Origin of the sequence: Bacillus sp. AFS059628 (genome assembly GCF_002571225.1) — a bacterium.
Classification (GTDB): Bacteria; Bacillota; Bacilli; order Bacillales; family Bacillaceae_G; genus Bacillus_A.
Map to the genome: position 1 here is coordinate 46,613 of NZ_NVEC01000023.1, position 23,395 is coordinate 70,007.

Here is a 23,395-nt window from a genome sequence, read left to right on the forward strand (position 1 = left end):
CCGGTCTATGTAATGATGTTTAAAGGAGGATTATTATGAAAATAGCCATTTTACTTTATGATGGGATTACATCCCTTGATGCAATCGGTCCATACGAAGTATTTGCTGCTACAGCGAAATGTGAAGTGAAGTTTGTAGCAAAGAAAAAAGGGTTAATTAATTTGGACTCAAATATGGGGTGTTTGCATGCCGATTACAGTTTTTCTGAAGTAACTTCAGCTGATATTCTTGTTGTTCCAGGTTGCGGTCCGCCAAATTATAAATCTCCAATGAATGATGAAGACACATTGAATTGGATTCGAAAAATACATGAAACGACAAAATGGACTACAACCGTGTGTACTGGTTCTCTGATTTTAAGTGCCGCTGGTTTGTTAGATGGAGTTGAAGCGACCTGTCATTGGGGGTTCTACGACCTTCTCCGTTCTCTCGGAGCCATCCCAAGCGAAGATAGAGTGGTTCGTAGTGGAAAAATAGTTACAGCAGCTGGAGTTTCCTCGGGAATAGACATGGCCCTTCAGCTAGTAGCATGGGAATTTGGAGAAGATATCAGTAAATCCGTTCAACTAATTTTGGAATACGATCCTATTCCTCCGTTTGATTCGGGTTCACCAAAGAAAGCGCCAGCTCCAATAGTAGAAAAAATAAGAGGTTTAATGCAGGAACTTGCAAAACAAGAACCTGAAAATTAATTCATAAATTAAGCAGAGAAAGATGGAAACCTTCTAGTTTTTAATGCTTTTGTCAATTTAATCATTCTACTTGTTATATTCTGATTTTTTAAAGTGATCAGTCATTATCTTTTGTTATACAAGACTAGATTAAAAAGAATATTTCACTAAGTGCAATAAGTAAAAAAGTAAATAAAAAAATCAAGTACATACAGTAGAAGCAAATTGTCATAAAGAATGTTCGTGTAGCCTGGATTATTTAAAATTCAATTTTATGAAATGTTTTTAAATAAAATCATTTCATAGGTTTAACTTACATTTCAGAAAGGCTTATCTTAATGTGTGAAGAAATATTTAGGAGGGGAAATGTTAAAAAAGCTTTGACATTTTGTCTTATGTCTTTTCTTTGTTTCTATTCTTTACCCCATGCCCATCAACTTAAGAATTTTATAATGCCCTAAAACAAAAAAATGTACATTTTTATCTTGTGTGTTAATCTTCTCGTCTTGGAGTATTTGCTTTCCTTAGCTTGCTGGTGATAGATCTGTACTCCTGGTAGAAAAGTATTTTTTTACTTATAATGGAATATATAACTTAATCAATTAACAAGGAGAATGGAATATGATACAAAGTATTAACCATATTTGTTTTTCAGTTGCAAATCTAGAGAAAGCTATTGAGTTTTATCAAAATATACTTCAAGCAAAATTATTAGTAAAAGGTAGAAAGTTAGCTTATTTTGATTTAAATGGTTTATGGATTGCTCTAAATGTGGAAGAAAGTATACCAAGAAACGAAATTCAGTACTCTTACACACATATAGCTTTCACTGTAACAAATAATGAGTTTGATTCTTTAAAAGAAATATTAATTCAAAATCAGGTTAATATCTTACCTGGACGAGAAAGAGATGACCGAGATAAACGGTCTATTTATTTTACAGATCCAGATGGTCACAAGTTTGAGTTTCATACTGGTACTTTACAAGATCGTTTACAATATTATAAAGAAGATAAAAAGCATATGACTTTTTACTGATTAAAAAAACTAGTAAAATACTAGCTTTTCACACTTCTGATAATGAAGATTATGTAAATGTATAAAAGTAACAGAAATAATGATTAAACAGATATATAAGGTACTAATATATCGCTATAAAACTAGGGTTTTGCACTATCCATAAAGCCAAAAAGACGTTATCCTTTCTGTAGAATTATAGGAAAGGATGGCGTCTTTTATGAATCTTTTGATTCAAGATGAGTTACAATCATTTGCGAAAGAATTACAGCGATATGTTACACCTGTATTTCTAGAAGAACTTGCAAGAGAAATCGGATTTATAAAGCGAAAACGTAAGTTTTCTGGCTCAGACTTAGCTACGATTTGTATTTGGATTAGTCAACGAGTAGCAAGTGAACCCTTAGTACGATTATGTAGTAGGCTTCATGCAACCACTGGTACTTTACTCAGCCCTGAGGGCTTAAATAAACGTTTAAATGCGAAAGCAGTTTTGTTTTTACAACATATTTTTTCTTTACTATTACAACAAAAAGTATGTGAACAAACACAAATCTCTAACCATCTCTTCTCTTATTTTCAACGAATCCGTATTCTAGATGCTACTGTATTTCAGGTGCCAAATGCTTTAGAGGATGTATATCCAGGCTCTGGAGGCTGTGCGCAAACAGCCGGAATCAAAATTCAATTAGAATATGATTTGCACAGTGGGGAATTTCTTAACTTTCAAGTTGGACCAGGAAAAAATAATGACAAAACATTTGGCACGGAGTGCTTAGATACCTTGCGACCAGGGGATTTATGTATTCGTGATTTAGGTTATTTTTCATTGGAAGACTTAGATCAAATGGATCAACGAGGTACATATTATATTTCTCGTTTAAAATTAAATACAAATGTATATATGAAAAATCCAAACCCCGAATACTTTAAAAATGGCGCTATTAAGAAACAATCGGAATACATACAAATTGATGTAAAACAGATTTTGAAACAACTACACCCTGGAGAAATATTTGAATTAAAACAGGCTTATATCGGTGATAAACAACAACTGTTTGCACGTGTTATTTTTCACCGATTAACAGAAAAACAACTTCAAAAGCGACGAGAAAGGATCGCGGAAAAAGAAAAATCAAAAAATAGAACGTACTCAGAGAAAAGTAAAATGATAGCGGGATTAAACGTGTACGTGACGAATATACCCTGGGAATGGGTTCCGATGGAACAAGTACATGAGTTATATACTTTACGTTGGCAAATAGAGATTGTCTTTAAAACATGGAAATCACTCTTCAAAATAGACCATTATCGTAATGTAAAACAAGAACGATTAGAGTGCCAACTATATGGAAAGCTAATCGCTATTTTCCTATGTTCCTCTACAATGTTTAAAATGCGTCAACTTCTTTTACAAAAGAAGAAAAAAGAGTTAAGTGAATATAAAGCGATTGGTATGATTCAGGATCATCTATCTCTTTTGTATCAAGCCATACAGAGAAACACCCATGAAATAACAAAGGTCCTAATCCGCCTGTTCCACCTCCTACAGAAGAATGGGCACAAATCTCACAGATATGAGAAGAAGACTGTCTTTGATATCATGGGTGTTGTCTATGAGTATAGTGGATATAGAAAACAAAAGAAAGTTGCATAATTTAAAAAATGAAACCCGTTAGGGTTTATTTGGGATGCTTATTTTTAAGAGTATGCTTTTATTTTAGGAATGTTTTGATCCGATGAGCCGAAAGCTCAAGTTGTGCTTACTCTTAAGTTGATGGGCATGATTCTTTACCCACACATGCTGAAATCGGAACTGGCAGGATGAGACGATATATTTCTTAATGTTTGATAGATTTAACAATGGTGATTCTAAAAATGATCAGAATATTAATGTTCTTGATCCATTTAGTTTTCAAGGAAGGATTTTCAGGGGATTATTGATAAATTAGATTACCTAAAAGACCTTGGTTTTACCACATTAATGCGTACCCTATCTTTAAAAATGATTATAAGGGGCATGATGGATATAGAATCACAGATTTTATAAAACGAATGAGCATTTTTGATCAATAAAAGAGTTTAAAAAACTAGTTGATGAGTCACATAAAAGAAATTTAAAAATCATCATTGATTTTCCTACGAATCAAGTGAGTGCAGAAAATCCTTTAGTTAATGAACCAAATAAGAAGGATTGGTTTAAAGAGGAATCTGCAGAACATGTTTTTGCAATGGGTCAAACAAATCCTGACGTAAATCAATATAAATTGATACTGCAAAATGGCGGATAACAAAAATAAATATAGATGGATATTTAACGATTAATCGATCGATGAAACCTGTGCTTGCTATTAAAGAAGATTAAAAACAATCTAAATTCCATAGTAATGGGAGCCTTTTTCAATAAGCATTATATGAAAAGATATACAAGAGATATGGTTAATAATAATGAATTTTCAGGTGAACGATGGAAATTAGCGTTAACTTATTTATATACTCAAGAAGAAATACCAATTGTCTATTATGGTTCTGAAATTGCAATTGATGGTGGCAATGTTCCTGATAATCAAAAGATGATGAATTTCAGAACGGAAAAAATGGATTTATTATATAAAAAGGAAATATGGAGATGATAAAAATATTGTCGTAATTAACAATACAAACCAAACATAGGTTGTTAAACTAACAACAGATCAAGTAAATAATATAGAAGAATCTAGAGGTTTATTAAATGGTGGGGGTGTTCGTGCATGCCCATCAACCTAAGATTTTAAGATACCCCATAACGAAAATTTCACCTTTTTACAGTTATTTATGAGAATTCGGCTCATTTTTTTGTTTTGGAGAACAACCAATTTTTTAAATTGATAGAGATGCATTATAGAATTTGGTTGGTGTCAAATCAATCCATTTGGATGGGGACAGAAAGTAATTTCTGTTTTATGTTGATTAATGAATGAAACTTAAAACTTTAATTAAGAGGGGGAGAATTATGAATTTGACCATATTGGATACTACATTTTCTGTTATAAAATTACCTAAAACAGAAGAAGTACCTTCTTGGGCGAGCAAAGGCGAATTATTTTCTATCACACGTACAAATGAAGAACTTTCGATTGTTTGTGCTTCATCCAATGTTCCTGATAACATTCTAAAAGACGTTGAGCATGATTGGAAGTGCATTAAAGTAGAAGGTATGTTAGATTTTGGATTAACAGGAATATTATCTTCCTTAGCCAATCCACTAGCGGATAATAATATAAGCATTTTTGCTATTTCTACTTTTAACACTGATTATTTATTAGTTAAACTGCATTCCATAGAAAAAGCAAAATCAGTATTGGAAAATGCAGGACATACATTTATCTAGGCGTATAAATACTAACTAAACCAGTAATAGAAACTAATACATCAGCTATTTCTTTATATAAAAAACTATTTAGACGCGTTATTATATATCGATTAACTGAAAAACAACTTTGAGAACGTAAAAAAAACAAGTGTATACGGAAAGTAAAAAGGGTATTACATACTCAGAGAAAAGCAAACGATTAACTGGTATGAACATTTATGTTACCAATACACCTTTGGAATGGGTTCCGAGGGAATAAATACATGATTTTTATTCCCTCCGCTGGCAGATTGAGATTATCTTTAAAACTTGGAAATCCTTATTTCAAATTCATGATTGGCACAATATGAAACGAGAGCGATTAGAATGCCACATTTATGGAAAACTCATCGCTATTTTTCTATGTTCTTCTACCATGTTTAAGATGCAATAATTAATTTTACAAAAGAAGAAAAGAGAATTAAGCGAATATAAGCCATTGGAATGATTCAAGGCCATCTATACATTCTTTATCAAGCTATACAGCAAAACACCCGAGAAATAACAAAGGTTTTAATCCACCTGTTTCATCTTCTACAGAAGAATGGACGAAAATCTCATGGATATAAGAAGAAGACTGTCTTTGATATTATAGGTGTTGTCTATGAGTATAATGGATTGAGAAAACAAAAGAAAATTGAATAATAAAAAAAGTGAAACCGATTAGGATTTATTTGGTATGCACATTTTTAAGAATATACTTCTATTTTAAGAATGTTTTAACCCGGCTGAACGAAAGTTCAGTTTGTTTACACTCTTAAGTTGATGGGCATGGGGTGTTCGTGCAGAGAAGAAAACCTTTAAACTTGCTTTAGAAAGAGAATCCGCTGAAATTTATAAGGTTGTAGAAAAAACAGGTATTAACTTTATGTTTATTTCAGTACTTGTTCTTATTTGGATTGTATTCTTTGCCTTTATCTTCATTATTAAGAAGCAAGGAAAGATAAAAAAATATAATAGCTTTTAAAGAATAAAGATGGTGATTCTAAATGGCGTTAAATAATAATTTTTTGAGCACCCTTTTCATTTTGGTTATTAGAATATCTATTTAAAATATACTCGCAATGTCTTACCTCCTTTGGATACAAAGGACGGTTAATAAGAATCTTTCATCTTTATTATCTAAAGCAACACACTAGAAACAAGTAAGAATACTGTTACAATATTACTTGGAAAAGAACCTGAGTTAAGTTTTTCAATTCGATAGGTTCTTTGTCTTTCGGTTCACAAAAAATTAATAATAAATATATGGAAATAAAGTTACCGCGAGTGTATGATAAACTTATCGAACCAGACGGTTCGGTCTGAGGTGATTTAAGAATATAGATAAAGTATCTATACTAATCCTTTCGGTAAAATTCCCGATTTATTTGATTTTTAAAAATAGAAGAACTATAAAAAAGGGGAAGATTAGTAATTTAAAACAACCTAGAAGAGAACTAGTTAAAGTATTGTATGTGAAAAGCCAATACGACTCATTTTATAATTTATCGTGTCTAGATGTGTTAGTCTTTTTAATGCATAGTAGTAGAGTATTCAACTTATCCTTCAATCTTATGGGTAGTGGTTACATTGCTACTTTTTGTGAATATCGGAGCCCTGATAGGAATGACTCATAAAGACATTAAAAATTATTAATTTAGCAGAAATCCCCGAGGAAAATGATTAGATAACGTGTCAAATTGAAAAATCATATGGATGGGTAACGTTTTTATTCATAATGGCTACCGTCTTTATCATGACAAATCATTGTTTATTTTCTTAAATGTTTTAACGGAGGGAGATAAAATGAAAAAAATTATTAGAGTAACAATTTTAATCATTTCGATCATGTGGGTACTGCATACATTTTCAAAGAATTTTATTGTTGACCCTACTTTTCATGATTTTATTTCCAGAAAGGATCAACTTATAGCGAATGAATCCCTATGGATACTAATGATTCGTATTCATATTATTCTGGCCATTACGTCTCTTCTCACTGGCCCTTTAGAAATCATAAAGAGAATTCGAGTTAAATCTTTAAAGTTTCACCGTTGGAATGGCCGCTTATATGTTTTGTCTATTATTTTAAATTTCATTCCGGGAGTCTATGTCTCTTTCTTTGCAACAGGTGGATTTCTGAGTACAACTGGGTTTCTAATTTTAGATACATTATGGCTTGGAACAACGATCCTTGGTTATTTAAGTATAAAAAAACAGAAGGTAATCTTACATAGTCAATGGATGATTCGAAGCTTCTTTCTTTCTTTTGCGAATATGACCATTTATATAATTGTGGCTATTACTCATAAAGTTTTGAATTTCCCATATGGGACTTCCTACACAATAGCAGTCTGGTTATGTTGGATTCTAAACCTTCTTATAGCAGAACTAATAATTAGAAAAAAAACTTCTTATAAAAAATCCTATGATGCGAACTTATGATGAGGTAAAAGGTGCAATCGAAGGAGGTGTTTTGGTTGTATAAAATCGGGGAATTTTCGAGGATTAATAAAATATATCAAAGAATGTTAAGGTATTATGATGAAGAAGCTTTATTAAAGCCAAAAAAGATGTAGCGAAGGGTTATCGATATTATACGAACGATGATATTGCAATTGTTAATATTTCTCGAAAGAAAGGGAGTGTTCAAGTCATGAAGAAAAAAATACTTATGTTTTTACCTATAGGTTATGGATACTCTACTGCTGTTTTCTTTTAGATTTTCAGAAATTGGTGAAGTCTGTCTAATTTATTAAGAAAATCAGTAAATAATTTATAGTAAGTGAGGTAATATTATGCAAAAAATTACTAGAACAAATCCAGAGTTTATGCCTAGACCAGTAGGCAACTACAGTCATATCACTAGAGTGCCAAAAGGTGCAAGTTTAGTTGTAACCTCTGGCCAAGTAGGAACTGATATGGATGGTAATGTTCCTTCAAGTTTAAACGACCAAATCACAAATACTTTTGCAAACATAAAAAAGGTACTTGAATCAGAAGGATTTACTGAAGAGAACGTTATAAAGGTTAACATTTGGGCAACAGAAGAGATAGATTGGGAGCATTTTTATCCTCAGTGGGATGAATTATTTAAAACTGCATATCCATCTATGACAGTTGCGTATATTTCTGCATTAGGATGGCCTGAATTAAAAATTGAAATTGAACTTTGGTGCGCTGAAGTTTAATAATATGAAAAAGGAACAGTATTGACACTGTTCCTTTTTCAATTTACGAGCAGAAAGAGCATAAGATACACCCCATGACTTGATACTCTCAAGGACAAAATTGGCTCGATTACAAACATGGTCTTTAGGGATTTTTATAAGTTCATAATCAAGTTTACGATACATTGCATATATAATTTCAAAAGTTATAATAGCTTCATCAAATTCTTGTTTCTTTCCATCATTTCTTTGAAATATTTTACCATATAAGGAAATTATTTTTACTACATTGACATTCTTGATAGTTGTAATAATTTTTCTTAATTCAATATTGTTAGGTAAACCTTCCATTAATAAATGAACAGCACGTTTTGTTATACGCCAACAAGTATTTAAAACAAGAGTTGCGACAATAACAATGGCAAGTGGATTAGCCCAACCCCAGTTGAAAAACATTATTAGTATGGCAGCAACTTCCTTCTTCATAATCAAATTGTAGTTTTATCTATGCTCTTTTTATAAATAATGGAAATTTTCGTAAATAGCTCAAATACTTAATTAAACTGGTTTCTTGCTCTTTTCTTCACCCCATACTTTTTATATAACTGCAAAACAATCGTAAAAATACTATTACCGATTTTTTCTTTGTTACAATTAGCTACGAAGTATTAGATAAGAGCCTAGATAATGAATCGATATAAGTATTTGGAATCGTTTCCTTGATCTAAGAGCAGTTCCTCTACGATGTTACAAAGGTAAACGGTGAAGTAATTGCTGTTGCGATCTTTTTTAATTCTTTATTATTCATAAATTATATCTCCCTCTTTTTTGGTATTTTAATTTCTATTAGGCGGTATCGAATTGATTATGAATGTTGCTAATAATATCGGAGATATCACTATTCAAGAGAGTTTAAAGTGGAAACAATTATCTCTTTCATCCAAAAATGGTACATCTATTAGAATCGATCGTTTTTCAGATTCACAAATAAGTCTTTTCGTACATTGTCAAACAACTTTGGTTGATGAATGGAGAGAATTATTTGGTAACTCTTTAGACTTTTCTGGAAACAGAGCAATCTTACTTTCAGTTAAAAGTGAGTTATCAATTTAAGATTTAACACTTTGCATTCAAATGGCGTTGATTTATTATAAAAAATAAAGATACTATAAAACTCATTCAACGCTAATATTTTAATTACATTTTGATTTATATAAAATAATGTAATTGATGATTCTTCTTGGCCGAGGTTCGGTGGGGGCTAGAGGCTGTTTTGACGTTTGAATATATTGCTTTCAAACAATTTTTAAATAGATTTCTCAATCTTTAGATTTGACACGTGCATATTCATGCACGTATCATATATACAGGTGGTGAGACAAAAATGAGCAGGGATGAAGAACTTAAATGTTCAAATGAAATTAATAATGCTATTGATTTTGACTTTTATAAAACATTATTTGATCCTGTTAGAATTGAAATTATTAGATATTTAGCTGTTTATGGAGCGAAAAATATAACTGAAATTGCTGAAAATCTCCCACAGGATAGATCGGTTATTTCAAGGCATTTAGATTTAATGCATAGATTTGAAATTGTTTCAAAAACAAAAATAGGAAGAAATATTTTCTATGAAGTAAATAGCAAAATGATATTTGATAAGTTTAAATTTACGACTGATCAATTAGAAAAACTCTTAAGTAGCTGCTAACCTTGAGTTTTTCTGCTTGATACGTGCAATTATGCGCACTTATGCATATTTTGTAACCACCTTAATTAAAAGTTAAAGGAGAAAAAGTATGAAAACTATAGTATATGTTCACCCATGGGATGGAAGTTATAATCATGCAATTTTATCTAAAGTAGTAGATACATTTAAGGAAAGAAATCAACAATTTCAATTGATTGATATATATCAAGATAAGTTTGATCCAATTTATCACGCGAGTGAGTTGAAATTATATTCGAAAGGTAAGTATGGTAACGATTTAGTGGGTAAGTATCAGTCAATGTTAAAGTCAAGTAATGAGGTGATTTTTATATTTCCAATCTGGTGGTATAATGTTCCAGCAATATTAAAAGGTTTTTTAGATAAAGTACTTCTAAAAGATTTTGCTTATATTGAAAATAAGAATGGAACAATGAAAGGACTGCTTAATAATATCCAGTCAGTAAAAGTTATCACAACCGGCCAAGCTCCTAAATGGTATATTCAATTTTTGGGAGGAAATGGTATAAAAAAATCTTTTATTAAAGCAACATTGAAAGCTGTAGGAATGAAAAATATTCAATGGATACACTGTGGATATGTATCTATAGGTAAGAATGAAAATCGGGTGAAATTTTTAAATTCATTACCTACCAAACTATAAATATATATGGGATTAGATTTGGATCTATATTCGTAGAAATGCGACATGCTTGATGACTGTGTGATTTATTTATTGAAACTAGTCGAAGTATCTTTAAAATAACAATAAAAAACGGAGGTTTTCCGTGTGTCTCAACTGTCTGGTATAGGATCAGGATACGCTATAAATTCAACTGATAACGAAAAAAAGAAATTGTTGATGCTATCCAGATTGTTGCAACAAAATTGATTGTACTAATCTGAATAGGAGGATTAGGTTATGGAAATAAATTTTAAAGAAATTGATAGTAGTAATTACCGAGAATGTGTGGAGTTAAATGTAAAAGAAGAACAAGAAAATTTCATTTCACCTAATTATTTATCTCTTCTTGGAGTGCACTATGAAGATGTTGAAGCTCATCCTATGGCTATTTATCAAGGAGAAAACATGATTGGATTTATTAAGTATGTTTTTTATCCTGTAGATGAGGATTACTCATTGGATTCATGGTGGATAGAACGTTTTATGATTGATAAGGCTTATCAAAATAAAGGTTATGGTAAGGAGTCACTCAAAAGGTTTCTAGATTTTTTCAGAAAAAAACATGGGAATATTGAGATCCGAATAGGAACGGCACCCGAAAATAGCGCCGCCATTAATTTATATGAAAAAGTTGGGTTTGAACAAACAGGGGAAATTGCAGTAGGAGAAGTGGTATTATGTCTAAAGTTATAAAAAACATCTGCTACTATATCTAAAGAAGTGCAGCAATTCGACAACCAACTGACGTCACTTTTGGATTTGCTTAAAGTTCCTGGCGTAGCTGTACTTGTATTTACGAAGGATAGAGTATTATACAAGAAAGAAATCGGATATGCCAATATTGAAGAGAAAATTCCGTACACGTTGGACACAGTTACCAATATTGCTTCTATAAGTAAAACTTTTATTGGGGGATCATTGGCAAAAGCTCAGGAAGAGGGCTTGCTTAGCCTGGATGAAGACATCAATGACATACTTCCTTTCAAAGTTGTAAATTCATATTTCTCAAATGAGAAAATTACTTTGAAAAATCTTGCTTCACATACATCCGGAATAAAGGATGACGACACGAAATATATCAATTCATACAGTGCTTATGGCGCCAAGAATATGACCTTGAAAGATTTCTTATATAACTATCTGAATCCTGAGGGCAAATGGTATTCAAAGGATAATTACTCAAACAATAAACCAGGGACAAGCTTTTCTTACAGCAATATCGGGTCTGCGCTTGCAGGATATTGCATCGAAGTAAGAAGCAAGATGACATATACCGATTATGTGAGGAAAAATATATTTAAAAAGCTGTCTATGAGCAGCAGCGGATGGAATAGGGGTGAATTCAGTCCAGTAAACATAGCTTTAAATTATTCTAAACTGAGGATTGATTTTACCAACCATACGGAATCCATGGGTGCCACGCTTGAGCCATTGCCTGCTTATGAGTTAATTACATATCCCGACGCGGGGTTATGACAACAGTAAATAATCTATCGAAATACTTGCAAGCTATAATGAACAGACAAGATACATTTATTACCGCGAAAAGCATTGATTTAATGCTGCAAAAACAATTTAACGACACGAATGTTCCTCCAGAATGCAAAGAAACTGATGAAAATATAGGATTATTCTGGAGTTATAATGGTGAAAAGGTTTGGGGACATACCGGCAGTGATCCCGGAGTAGATACATCTATGTATGTAAATTCAAACAACGTAGGTATAATAACTTTTATAAACACTGACAACTCCAGTTTGGATGGAGAGAAATATGATGAATTAATGAAACTACTAATAAATTGCCCGATTAAGTAAAACTTTGTCATTTGTATATTTCTTTTGTTCAGTAATCGGTCATTGGATTGAATACCAATGAAATTAATATAAACGTACTTTATGAACATAATTAGAGGAGTTTGTTTTTGATGAGCGATTTGAGAAATGAAAAAATACCAAAGCAAGCTATGCAAGCATTAAAAATCGTAGAGGGGTTGCTTGGAAATTCGATAGTTGGGGTTTATCTATTTGGTTCTGCAGTAAATGGTGGTTTACGCATTAACAGTGATGTAGATGTACTAGTGGTCGTGAATCATAGTTTATCTGATGAAATTCGAAATAGACTAAAAGATAGACTAATGCTTATATCTGGAAAGGTAGGCAATACAGATTCTATGAGACCACTTGAAGTCACGGTTATAAACCATAGCGACATTGTACCTTGGCTATATCCTCCAAGAAATGAATTTATCTATGGCGAGTGGCTCAGGAGTGAGTATGAGAAAGGACAAATCCAGGAACCAACCTATGACCCTGATTTAGCTATTGTTTTAGCACAAGTGAGAAAGAATAGCATTTCTCTATCCGGTCCTGATGCTTCAGATATACTTGCCCCCATTTCAATGACAGATATTCAAAGAGCAATTAAAGAATCTTTGCCTGGGTTGATTGAGGGTATCAAAGGTGATGAGCGCAATGTTATTTTAACCCTGGCTCGAATGTGGCAGACAGTGTCTATCGGTGAAATTTCTCCAAAAGATGTGGCTGCAGAATGGGCTATACCTCGGTTGCCCAAAGAATATTCGACTTTACTCGACTTAGCCAGAAAAGCATATCGAGGAGAATATGTTGATAAGTGGGAAGGAATGGATTCTGAAGTGACGGTACTCGTTAATCATATGAAAAACTCTATAGAATCTTGTTGATTCTGTATAAAAGGGAGCAATTTTTGGAAGTGAAGAGTCAGTACAGCCAATTCTGTTGTAGGTAGAATTTCTTGAAAATTACTAAAAAAGATTGGGTGAATTAAAACATGATTAAAATTAAAAGATTGATAGAGTGTACAATAGCTGAAGCTGTAAAAGCTTGAAATGAAGGTTTTGAAGGGTATTCTATTGATGCGACAACGACTCCTGAAAATTTTATAAAAAGGATGGTCAATGAAGATCTTTCCCCTTTATTATCGATCGTAGCATTTGAAAATAACCAACCAATAGGGATTGTAATGAGTGGTGTAAGAGAGGTTAAAGGAAAAAAAGTTAGCTGGAATGGGGGAACAGGTGTTGCTAAGGAATATAGAAGAAAAGGCGTTGGAAAAATATTAATGGAGTCAACTCTCTCTATTCTTAAAGAAGAAGGAGTAGATATAGCAACACTTGAGGCAATAAGTGATAATACTAAAGCCATTTCTCTATATAAAAATAAGGGTTATTTAGTCGAAGACAATGTAGAATATTTAAATCTCAATGGAAAGCTAGGACAAAATCCAATTAAAGATTCAAACAGAAAATATACTGTTGAACGAGTAGCACCCCAGCAAGTAGGTCAACTTCTTTTTTATAAAGCGATGAATCCATGGCAGACTCAGTGGCAAAGTACCAAAAATGGTGAAGTTATCATCGTAAAAGATGATAATGATAATGAAATTGGCTATGCATATTACCATAGGATATTTAATCCTCAAGGCAGTCATATAAGTACCACTTTGTTTCAGTGTGAGCCGAAATCAGATCGGAGAGATGCAGAGGAAATTATTTATTTTATGTTAGGTCAAGTTTTTGGAAATTTTAATGATGATATCAATCGAACAGTTCCTAATTTGCCAATTAACAAAAGTGAAAGAACCTATAGCGTTTTAAAGCAGATAGGTTTTCAAACAATAGCTCAACAAGTTTATATGATAAAAAAATTATAGTTAATGGTGGTTTATTTAGAAGTTTGAAGTTAAGAAATAATATTTTTTAATAGAAATAGTTAGTATAATATATCAAGTTAGATACGCAATGATCAGATTTCTCGTTGGTACAGTACCTAGAAAACTTATATAATATACTTCTTTGGGATTTGAAAATAATTTTGCCGTTTTGGTAATGATATACTTCAAAAATTGTCACTGATAGCTGAAAGATCCTTTTTGGTTCGGATGCAAATAAATGATATATTAAACAAAAAGAGAGAATTCTTACCGAAATCTTTTTTGTACCGTTAATGCAAACAGTTAATTGATAAAGATATTTTAATTTTGGACAGACTGATCCTGCAAATCAATCTGCTTTTTTTTAATTATATCACGGTGAATACGCTTACGATTGTACCAGCCCTAAATGTGTTTGAATAATGCAGTACGAGCGGTTTCAAAGCAACCATAGTATGTTCGGTAAACTTCTTCTTTTTTAAATGTGCGCATTGTCATAGGAGCATCCTTTTCGGCTGTATGACGGAATCATTTCATATTTTTGTAAGCGCACGCAAAAAGCTTCACTTGTATATTGAGAACCTAAATTCGTGTGTACAATGAGTCCTGGCGCTGGATTTTGTGCAGCTACTGGGTAATCGAATACTACTAAAACCAGCTAAACCTTCATTCTACGATTGAATTTATACCCAACAATATGCTCAATTCTATTGATTTAACCGAGGTATTTCCATTCATCTATATTATATCTAATTTTACATTAAGCATATTAGAAAAAGGAGAGATTTGATTATGAACGAAAGAGAGTTTGATAAAATTTTCGCACTTATGGAAGTATCATTTCCAGAAAATGAGCGAAGAACTTATGAGAGACAGAAGGAGCTGCTGAATGTTCCATATTATCGTCTTATTACGGAAACAGATAACAACAACCAAATTGTTGCTTTTTTAGCTGCATGGGAATTTCCTTTGTTCCGATTTGTGGAACATATTGCTGTCGATCCTATTACACGAGGAAGTGGAATAGGTGGAAAAATCATGACCGCGTATATGGAAGAGTCAAAGTATCCTATTCTATTGGAGGTTGAGTATCCTGACTCGGAATTGGCGCAACGGAGAATAGGCTTTTATGAGCGATTGGGTTTTCACCTCAATCCTTTTGAACATGTACAGCCTCCTCTTCAGAAGGGGCAGGATGATTTACCGCTTAAAATCATGAGCTATCCTCAACTTTTAACTAGGGAAGAATTTGTTCTTTATAAAGAAATTTTGTATAGAAATGTATATAAGATTAAGGATTAAAAATATGCTAACTATCAATCAAAGAAGACCAAATTAATAGCTACAAAGAAAAGAAATAACTGAAAAGGAAAGGTTTAGATTCCCGATAGATACGGACCTAGAGAGGGTGGAAAAAGAGCTTTTGAAACCTTTTAGAATGATTTTAAAAGAAGGAGAACATATTGAGTTAGACAGTATTCAAATAGTGATGCGGCCAATGCCTAAAGATGTTACCTCATTGTCTGTTTTCATGTTTAGGTAAAAGAACGTCATGTAGCAGTTACGAATTCTGTAATCACGTTATCTTATGTTATTAGTCGATTGGTTGTGAAGGGAATTGTGGATAATGTACAGGTGGCAGACTTGGGAAACTGTAGAATATCTAGGTTTTATCCATTAAATGATTAATCATTAATAAATAAGTTGAGATGCTGCAAGTTATAGATTATAGAATAAAAATGTCTGTATTAAATCTATTTAAAATCATTAGAGGTGAAAAAGATGAGTAATCCAATTATAAAATTTAAATCATGTTGGGATAAAGCAAAAAGCAATTCGACATTAAAGTATCCCAGTGCAGTATGTATTACTACGATTGATGAGCACGGCTTTCCATCTGGTCGCTTTGTAGATTTAAAAGCTGTTGATGACAGTGGATTTATTTTTTGTACCAACCTTGATTCTCAAAAAGGAAGGGATATCCAGCGAAATCCAAAGGTAGGATTAACTTTCTGGTGGGAAGCAATCGGTTATCAAGTGAGGGTTAATGGATTTGCAACACAAGTTCCATCTACTATTTCAGAAAAATACTGGGAAATGAGGTCAAGAGATGCACAATTAACCACATTAAGTTGTAAACAGAGTCAGCCTCTTTTATCAGAACAAGATTTAAATAAACAGTTTAAGGAAGCTAAAAGAAACATAGGAGAAATGCAAATACCAAAACCCGAAAACTGGGGAGGTTTTATCGTTAAACCTAAGTCTATTGAATTTCTATCTTTTAAAGAAAGTCGTCTGCATATTAGAGAATTATATTCGACTTTTGGAGATGGATGGGAAAAAAGTCTATTGCAGCCTTAAGTCAATGGAAATTTTTTTTAGTGTAATGAAAATCTGTTGATAAGATATATGTATAACTACCTAGCTTGTTTAGAAAGAATAATGTTTTTTTACTCTTGGAGGCAGCATAACTTCTTAAGTTGATGGGCATGCGGCTATACTCCTAATAGAAATTAATATACCAAATAGAATGGAGTTATAATTTATGGATCATAAAGAATTAAAAAGGATCGCAACTGCAATTACTTCACCTACGGAATTAAATGATTTTGTTGAATACGGAGGTGTTGGTGCAGCCATTGAAACCGTAAACGGTAATATATATACAGGGATTAGCATAGATACAGCTTGTTCTATGGGTTTTTGTGCAGAGCATGCAGCAGTTGCTGACATGTTGAAACATGGTGAGTATCAAATAAAAGCTTTTGTTGCAGTGGATACTGAAGGAAATGCGGTTCCACCATGTGGACGGTGCCGTGAGTTGATTAGTCAGCTTTCGAAAGAAAATTTAGAAGCTGTTGTAGAGGTTGAAAATGAAACGTTTGTTTTATTGAAAGAGATTTTGCCGTATGATTGGAAAACCAACCGAGAAAGAAGGTGGTAATTGTTTCTTAAGTATTTAAATTTTAATAATTTTAGAGATAGGCATTTTGAATATTTCGGCTCTACTGCAAAGCTTTCTAAATGAGGCTACACGCTAGAAAAAAAGAAGTAAAGGGAATCACAAATACGTTATTTCAAAGGAAACCGGTTTAAGAAAAATATTGATTCCCGAAAAGTATGGCAGTAATTGCACTAGATCTAGGTGTGAATCATGTGCACCAGAAGAGGATTTATCGAGTTCTTCGACAGTTGAGGCTTGGTCACAAGTCGTTGTACCCATTACATCTAATGATAATGGAAAGTCGCTTACTTGTCTTAAAATAATGAGTGGTACCAATGAGAAAGAAGGTGTATAGAGTTATGAAAATCTTTGGTGTTGTGGTGCTTTGAAAGGTGTAACTAGCAATGTCGTTTTCTTTATTCAAAATGAAAGGAAAACAAGTTAAACTGATTACATTAAAAAGCTTGTTGAGCGCTAATGCATTGACTTGATTGGAATTATTTTGTGCAGAGCAAGAATGAAACGTAGTGTATTTTAACGAAGAACAGCAAGTATTTATGAAAAGTGATTATAAGGTTGCTGTTTTCAAAAAAGATATAGAAGGGGGCATTATAAATGTTCATCAACTTAAGAACTCATAATACCTAGAAATAAAAATTTTACTGATTAAAAACTCAATATTTATTAAATTTATCAAAAACGGTTGTTATTGTTAATTTGATTATGATAATAGTTTTGATAACACAGTATTAACGTATCCAAGATTTATTTAATACTATTTTTATTATTAACAAAAACCTACATTTTTGATAATGTGATTAAATCTTATTGCCGCTCTTGTTCCATTACTACACAGATCTCTACTTTTACTGTGTGTGTACATTTCCATAATAAATATAACAGGTAAGGGAGATAATATTAATGTTAAATAACGATATAATTATAGAAGAATTCAATAATGTGAAATTAGATAATAATCTAAAATGGTTTTCACCACCTGAAAATTGGGAGGTTAATAGCAATAAATCGAAGTTAATAATCAAAACGGATAAAGAGACAGATTTCTGGCAAAAAACACACTATGAATTTCAGGTTGATAATGGCCATTTTTTATACTATGAACTAAATGGAGACTTTAGATTGATTACGAAAGTAAAATCTAAACCAGTGAATAGATATGATCAAGCAGGTTTAATGGTTCGATTTTCAAAAGATACTTGGTTAAAGACATCTGTTGAATATATACCTGATGATAATAATAAATTAGGTGTTGTTGTAACAAAAAGCGGATATTCCGATTGGTCTAGTCAAGATTTTTCGGGAGATTTGAATTCACTTTTCTATAGAATAACAAGAAGAGGAAGTAATTACTATGTCGATTATTCATTAGATGGGACTTTATGGAAACAAATAAGAATGGCTCACCTCTTTGAGGAAAAAGATTGTATTAAAGTTGGTATTTATGCTTGCAGTCCACAAGGAGAGGGATATGAAGCAGAGTTTGACTTTATTAAGATTGAAAGTATAGATGATAATACAAAGGTTTATTAAAAGTATAAAGTGATTATAATTTTTATAGGACTATCGGGTGAAAAGTTGATTCAATAAAACTTGAAAACTTTTTATACATAATTGGCATATGGTCATTTAGTCCTTAAGTAGTGTAAATGAAACATAGAATTAAGCTTTCAGCAGCAATACTTGGTCTATGATGTATACAGCCATTATCAGGGATGCATATATACTCATGAACAGTAGCTATCTTGGATTACCACCCCATCGCTATCAAGCTAACAAAATAAAATACCACATAAAATGAAAAAATACGCTATTCTTTTTGTAGAATCATAGGAAAGAATGGCGTTTTTGTTTGTCTATTTCTGTATCTGATGAATTACAATTATTTGCTCAAGAAATTCAAAGCTTTTTATTCCCAAATATCTTACGAACTCTTGCTAGAGATGTTTGTTTTGTGCAACGAACCAGTAAGTACCAAGCAAAAGATTTGGTCGCTTTATGTGTATGGATCGTCTTTAAATTAGTTATCTAGCTGTTTAGAAGCATCAACAGAAGTACTTATTAGTCCTGAAAGACTGAATCAACGATTTAATCAAGCAGCCATCCAATTTTTACAACACATACTAGCTGAACTACTAAACCAAAAATCGGCCTCATCTATGCCGATTTCTTTTCCATATACTTCTGTTTTCAAGCGTATTCGTATTTTAGAGTCAACTGCATTTCAACTCCCAGATTCCTTTTCATTCGTTTATCCGGGTGCAGGAGGATGCAGCCATACAGTGGGAGTAAAGATTCAGCTTGAGTAGGATTTATTAATTGGACAATTCCTTCATACAGGTCCAGGTAAACAACATAATTGAACCTACGGTTTCCTGTGTGTCCCAACTGTAATAGCGAATGATTTATGTATCCGAGATTTAAGATATTTTCATTTAAAAAATCTTCAACATATACAAGATAAAAAGGCTTACTATATCTCACGTATCAAATCGAATACACGTATTTATCCGAAAAATCCTAAACCTGATTATTTCATGTACTGTTTATAACACTTCAATTGCCCATTCACACTATTCAATGTACATTTTTGAATACCGTATCCCCTATTTAATCGTAGTATACTCTCCTATCTTGAAAGTAGTCCTAGTAATGCATAGCGAAATCGACAATTTTAAAACTCCGAAGGTTGCTTTAAAATTGTGAATTATTTGTTTCAAAACTACTATATCCATTGTGTAAATATTAATAAAACAATATTATAAACATATGATTTGCATAACAATAAGAAAGGGAAATATGATGAAAAGAATATAATCTCGCTATTGATTGTTCAATTCTTACTCAATTACAGGAATGGGTTCAAGAATTGCTGCAATAGTAATGTTTGTTTAGATACTATATGAGTTATTTCCTGCTTGTTTGCTGTGCAACGTTATTTATCCATGTTAAGTACATGAAGTTAAGGAGAAAAAAGAAATAGAAATAAATAAGGGGGTTCAAGCAGCATGTTTTTAGCTCTGCGTGAATTAAAACAATCAAAATTAAAATATGGATTAATTGGGCTTATGATGGTTTTATTATCATTTTTAGTCCTTGTGATTTCTGGATTAGCAAATGGTTTAGCGTATAATACTGTATCTTCCATTCAAAATATGGATGCCCAAAAGTTTGTATTAGCAAATGATGCAGAAAATTCATTACTCCGTTCACAAATTAAGAAGGAAGATGTGGATGATGTAGTAAAGCAAGTTGGTGTAAAAGATGCTGTACCATTCCATGTAAAAGTTTCGACATATGAAAAAAAAAATAATTCAAAAAAGGTTGATGTTGCAATATTTGCAAGTGAACGCGAAACATTCTTGGAACCAAAGATTGTGAGAGGTGATGCATTAGGAACAGCAAAAAATGAAATGATTGCTGACGAATCGATTAAAGAAAAAGGTATAGATATTGGAGACATGATTATCGATCCGGTTTCAAAAAAAGAATTTAAAATTGCTGGCTTTACAAAAGGTCAAAAGTTCAGTCATGCACCTGTTGTTTATGTGAATCGAGATGTATGGGGGGAAATTGCACAACCAAACCAAAAGGATTACAATGCAATTGCTCTTCGTACTGATAAGGAAGTAAAAAATGCACATGTAATAGAGAAAAACGAAGTTCTTCAAAGTATTCCAGGCCATAAAGGGCAACAAAATTCATTAACAATGATTATTGCATTCTTACTCGTGATTGCAACGCTCTTAATCGGTGTATTCTTCTATGTTATTACATTACAAAAAACACAGCAATTAGGTGTACTAAAAGCAATTGGAACGAAAAATTCGTATTTAACAACTACGTTAGTTATACAAGCATTATTCTTATCTGTTGTCGCAATGGCTATAGGTATTGTCTTAGTAGAAGGTTTGCAAAGAATTTTGCCAGAAAGTATGCCATTCTTATTGACAACGACTATGATTGGCCAATATGCAGGAATCTTTATTGTAATTAGTATATTAGGAACACTGATTTCCTTATATCAAGTATTAAAAGTGGATGCATTAGAGGCGATTGGAGGGGGAATGTAATGACATCGCTATTGAAACTAGATAGAGTTAGTAAAGTATATGGTGAAGGGAACACAGAGGTAACAGCCCTTCATCCAGTTTCACTTGATGTGAAGGCTGGAGAATTTATCGGTATTGTAGGGCCCTCTGGTTCAGGAAAAAGTACATTGTTATCGATTGCTGGAGCATTATTATCACCATCAAAAGGTAATATTTATATTTGTGAGCAAAATATTACCCATTTATCAGAAAAGGAAATGACAGATATTCGGTTAAGAAAAATCGGGTTCATTTTTCAGTTCGCTAATCTTATCCCTTATTTAAATGTAAAAGAACAATTACTATACATTGCAAAATTAAAGAAAGAAGACCGAAAAGAATCTGAAATGCGTGTGAATCACTTGCTAACAGTATTTGGTTTATCTCAGAGAAAAAATCACTATCCACATCAATTATCTGGTGGAGAAAGACAAAGAGTTGCGATTGCTCGTGCTTTTATGAATAATCCAGATTTAATATTAGCAGATGAACCAACGGCAAGCCTTGATTCAAAACGTGGACGAGAAGTTGTCGAAATGATGAAACGAGAAGTAAAAGAAAATCAAAAAGCAGCGATTATGATTACGCATGATGAGAAAATTCTTGATGTATGTGATCGAACATTAACACTTAGAGACGGAAATTTAGTATAGAAAGTATGTGAAACAGCACAGGAGTTCCTCCTATGCTGTTTTTCTGGATTATTATCTATTTAGATGAATTTAAAGAAAAAATATTATCATAGTTTTATTGTTTTAAAACAACTTTATTATTTTCATATGACGAATTATATTATTAAATGCGACAACTTAAATGGACATTTATGTTGAAATTTATGAGAGAGATTGTGAACAAATGTACTTATCGGTGCAGGATAGTGGAAGAACATCGGTTGACTCTAATTAGAAATACTTGATAATATAGTGGTATGAAATTGTATATAAAAAAGGATGATTGTTATGAAAAAAGCAGTGAAAATAGCCTCCTAAGATAAAATTAAGTATTTTAGGAGGCGTTGAATTTGAAATTCAATATTATTAATCGTGACAATTGGTATCGAAAAGAATACTTTGAACACTATTTACAACAACAAACAACATTCAGTCTTACGAATGAAATTAATATTACTATTCTTATGAAGAATTTAAAGAATAAGAAGTACAAGTTATATCCTGCTTTTATTTTTATGGTTACAAAAATAGTTAATTCCCACAGAGAATTTAGAACTAGTTTTAACTCAGAAGGTAATTTAGGTTATTGGACAGAAATTTTCCCTTCTTATACAATTTTTGATAAGAAGACGCACACATTTTCTAGCATCTGGTCACCAAATTTAGCTGAGTTTTCTGAGTTTTATTCTCAATACGAAAAGGATGTAGAAAAATACAATGGTACAGGTAGTTTATTTCCAAAAATACCTATACCAGATAATAATATTCCGATATCTATGATTCCTTGGAGTTCTTTTACAGCATTTAATTTAAATATTAATAATGGTGGAGATTTTCTCTTACCAATAATAACTGGAGGGAAATATTCACAAGTAAATGATGAATTATTCCTACCTATCTCATTACAAATTCATCATGCTGTTTGTGATGGTTATCACGCTAGTGTTTTTATGAATGATTTACAAAAACTTGCTGATGAAAGTGCGGACTGGATCTAGTTGTTCATTGGGGTGTATTTCTATAAAAAAAGGAACTGTTAAATCAGTTCCTTTTTTTATAGAAATACACCAAAGTTTGTGAATAGATAATATCTCTTTCTAATTCTGCAATACTTGCGCCATCATTCGATAGAAGAATTTCCCCATAGCATTAGATGTATCAATGTTGTCATGAATAGAAATAAAATCTACACCTAGTTCTTTGAATTTTTCACTTAACTCAATTAGGTATTTTGTAGAGCTAGAAATTCGATCAAGTTTGTAAGCAACGATCTTATCGCCTTTACGAAATACCTTTAGCAACACACCGTTTTCAAAATATGAAAGGTCTATTTAATTATCGAACAAGATATGAA

The 23,395-nt window shown here is 32.2% G+C and carries 25 protein-coding genes and 3 pseudogenes; 26 read left to right on the plus strand and 2 right to left on the minus strand.

Annotated features, from left to right (window positions below):
* Positions 1-35: 35 nt before the first annotated feature.
* The 10 genes and pseudogenes from COL05_RS09285 to COL05_RS09325 all read left to right on the plus strand — a co-directional run bounded on the left by COL05_RS09285 (position 36) and on the right by COL05_RS09325 (position 8,252).
* Positions 36-692, plus strand: a complete 657-nt coding sequence (locus COL05_RS09285; RefSeq protein ID WP_098668398.1) for a DJ-1/PfpI family protein — start codon at positions 36-38, stop codon at positions 690-692.
* A gap of 600 nt (positions 693-1,292) precedes the next feature.
* Positions 1,293-1,709: a FosB family fosfomycin resistance bacillithiol transferase gene (gene fosB, locus COL05_RS09290; protein ID WP_000616114.1), complete on the plus strand. Its 417-nt coding sequence runs from the start codon at positions 1,293-1,295 to the stop codon at positions 1,707-1,709.
* A gap of 199 nt (positions 1,710-1,908) precedes the next feature.
* Complete coding sequence (locus COL05_RS09295) at positions 1,909-3,345, plus strand: IS4 family transposase (RefSeq protein ID WP_098668399.1); 1,437 nt, start codon at positions 1,909-1,911, stop codon at positions 3,343-3,345.
* A gap of 493 nt (positions 3,346-3,838) precedes the next feature.
* Positions 3,839-3,979, plus strand: a complete 141-nt coding sequence (locus COL05_RS32285) for a hypothetical protein (protein ID WP_373605314.1) — start codon at positions 3,839-3,841, stop codon at positions 3,977-3,979.
* A gap of 96 nt (positions 3,980-4,075) precedes the next feature.
* On the plus strand, positions 4,076-4,321 hold the full coding sequence (locus COL05_RS09300) for an alpha-amylase family glycosyl hydrolase (RefSeq protein WP_098668400.1): 246 nt from the start codon (positions 4,076-4,078) through the stop codon (positions 4,319-4,321).
* A gap of 359 nt (positions 4,322-4,680) precedes the next feature.
* On the plus strand, positions 4,681-5,058 hold the full coding sequence (locus COL05_RS09305) for an ACT domain-containing protein (RefSeq protein ID WP_097990214.1): 378 nt from the start codon (positions 4,681-4,683) through the stop codon (positions 5,056-5,058).
* Between the two features lie 56 nt (positions 5,059-5,114).
* Positions 5,115-5,724 (plus strand): annotated as a pseudogene (locus COL05_RS09310) (transposase); the annotation flags it as partial.
* A gap of 1,143 nt (positions 5,725-6,867) precedes the next feature.
* Complete coding sequence (locus COL05_RS09315; protein ID WP_098668401.1) at positions 6,868-7,506, plus strand: DUF2306 domain-containing protein; 639 nt, start codon at positions 6,868-6,870, stop codon at positions 7,504-7,506.
* A gap of 26 nt (positions 7,507-7,532) precedes the next feature.
* Positions 7,533-7,640, plus strand: coding sequence for a MerR family transcriptional regulator (locus COL05_RS31810; protein WP_257152555.1), 108 nt, complete (start codon positions 7,533-7,535; stop codon positions 7,638-7,640).
* A 219-nt stretch (positions 7,641-7,859) separates the two neighbouring features.
* Positions 7,860-8,252, plus strand: coding sequence for a RidA family protein (locus tag COL05_RS09325; protein ID WP_088119871.1), 393 nt, complete (start codon positions 7,860-7,862; stop codon positions 8,250-8,252).
* Here COL05_RS09325 and COL05_RS09330 read toward each other — a convergent pair.
* Positions 8,214-8,717, minus strand: a complete 504-nt coding sequence (locus COL05_RS09330) for a cation diffusion facilitator family transporter (RefSeq protein ID WP_098668403.1) — start codon at positions 8,715-8,717, stop codon at positions 8,214-8,216. The two genes, COL05_RS09325 and COL05_RS09330, sit on opposite strands and share 39 nt — an antisense overlap.
* A 375-nt stretch (positions 8,718-9,092) precedes the next feature.
* Here COL05_RS09330 and COL05_RS09335 point away from each other — a divergent pair, with 375 nt between their 5' ends.
* The 16 genes and pseudogenes from COL05_RS09335 to catA all read left to right on the plus strand — a co-directional run bounded on the left by COL05_RS09335 (position 9,093) and on the right by catA (position 23,039).
* Complete coding sequence (locus COL05_RS09335; RefSeq protein ID WP_098668404.1) at positions 9,093-9,344, plus strand: hypothetical protein; 252 nt, start codon at positions 9,093-9,095, stop codon at positions 9,342-9,344.
* A gap of 271 nt (positions 9,345-9,615) precedes the next feature.
* Complete coding sequence (locus tag COL05_RS09340; RefSeq protein WP_098668405.1) at positions 9,616-9,942, plus strand: ArsR/SmtB family transcription factor; 327 nt, start codon at positions 9,616-9,618, stop codon at positions 9,940-9,942.
* An 88-nt stretch (positions 9,943-10,030) separates the two neighbouring features.
* Positions 10,031-10,603, plus strand: a complete 573-nt coding sequence (locus COL05_RS09345) for an NAD(P)H-dependent oxidoreductase (RefSeq protein ID WP_098668406.1) — start codon at positions 10,031-10,033, stop codon at positions 10,601-10,603.
* Positions 10,604-10,861: 258 nt separating this feature from the next.
* On the plus strand, positions 10,862-11,317 hold the full coding sequence (locus COL05_RS09350) for a GNAT family N-acetyltransferase (RefSeq protein ID WP_098668407.1): 456 nt from the start codon (positions 10,862-10,864) through the stop codon (positions 11,315-11,317).
* A gap of 27 nt (positions 11,318-11,344) precedes the next feature.
* A complete protein-coding gene (locus COL05_RS09355) occupies positions 11,345-12,100 on the plus strand; it encodes a serine hydrolase domain-containing protein (protein ID WP_218937605.1) in 756 nt (251 codons plus the stop codon).
* Entirely contained in the window at positions 12,097-12,441 is a 345-nt protein-coding gene (locus COL05_RS31645) for a hypothetical protein (RefSeq protein WP_218937606.1), read from the plus strand. Before COL05_RS09355 ends, COL05_RS31645 begins: the two co-directional genes overlap by 4 nt.
* A 110-nt stretch (positions 12,442-12,551) precedes the next feature.
* Positions 12,552-13,328 carry an aminoglycoside nucleotidyltransferase ANT(9) gene (gene ant(9) / locus COL05_RS09360; RefSeq protein ID WP_098668408.1) on the plus strand — a complete coding sequence of 259 codons (777 nt, stop codon included), beginning with the start codon at positions 12,552-12,554 and terminating at the stop codon, positions 13,326-13,328.
* 227 nt (positions 13,329-13,555) lie between these two features.
* Positions 13,556-14,317, plus strand: coding sequence for a GNAT family N-acetyltransferase (locus COL05_RS09365; protein WP_257152551.1), 762 nt, complete (start codon positions 13,556-13,558; stop codon positions 14,315-14,317).
* Positions 14,318-15,109: 792 nt separating this feature from the next.
* Positions 15,110-15,619: a GNAT family N-acetyltransferase gene (locus COL05_RS09370; RefSeq protein ID WP_098668409.1), complete on the plus strand. Its 510-nt coding sequence runs from the start codon at positions 15,110-15,112 to the stop codon at positions 15,617-15,619.
* Between the two features lie 480 nt (positions 15,620-16,099).
* The gene (locus COL05_RS09375; RefSeq protein WP_098668410.1) at positions 16,100-16,678 is read left to right on the plus strand and encodes a pyridoxine/pyridoxamine 5'-phosphate oxidase; all 579 of its coding nucleotides are present in this window, start codon (positions 16,100-16,102) and stop codon (positions 16,676-16,678) included.
* Between the two features lie 184 nt (positions 16,679-16,862).
* Entirely contained in the window at positions 16,863-17,261 is a 399-nt protein-coding gene (locus COL05_RS09380; protein ID WP_098668411.1) for a cytidine deaminase family protein, read from the plus strand.
* A gap of 921 nt (positions 17,262-18,182) precedes the next feature.
* Entirely contained in the window at positions 18,183-18,812 is a 630-nt protein-coding gene (locus tag COL05_RS09385; RefSeq protein ID WP_098668412.1) for a DUF1349 domain-containing protein, read from the plus strand.
* 319 nt (positions 18,813-19,131) lie between these two features.
* Positions 19,132-19,816, plus strand: a pseudogene (locus COL05_RS09390) (IS4 family transposase); the annotation flags it as partial.
* Between the two features lie 471 nt (positions 19,817-20,287).
* The gene (locus COL05_RS09395) at positions 20,288-21,352 is read left to right on the plus strand and encodes an ABC transporter permease (RefSeq protein WP_098668413.1); all 1,065 of its coding nucleotides are present in this window, start codon (positions 20,288-20,290) and stop codon (positions 21,350-21,352) included.
* Positions 21,352-22,023, plus strand: a complete 672-nt coding sequence (locus COL05_RS09400) for an ABC transporter ATP-binding protein (RefSeq protein WP_098668414.1) — start codon at positions 21,352-21,354, stop codon at positions 22,021-22,023. Before COL05_RS09395 ends, COL05_RS09400 begins: the two co-directional genes overlap by 1 nt.
* Positions 22,024-22,391: 368 nt before the next feature.
* On the plus strand, positions 22,392-23,039 hold the full coding sequence (gene catA, locus COL05_RS09405) for a type A chloramphenicol O-acetyltransferase (RefSeq protein WP_098668415.1): 648 nt from the start codon (positions 22,392-22,394) through the stop codon (positions 23,037-23,039).
* Positions 23,040-23,112: 73 nt separating this feature from the next.
* Here catA and COL05_RS09410 read toward each other — a convergent pair.
* A pseudogene (locus COL05_RS09410) lies at positions 23,113-23,342 on the minus strand (recombinase family protein); the annotation flags it as partial.
* Positions 23,343-23,395: the final 53 nt, after the last annotated feature.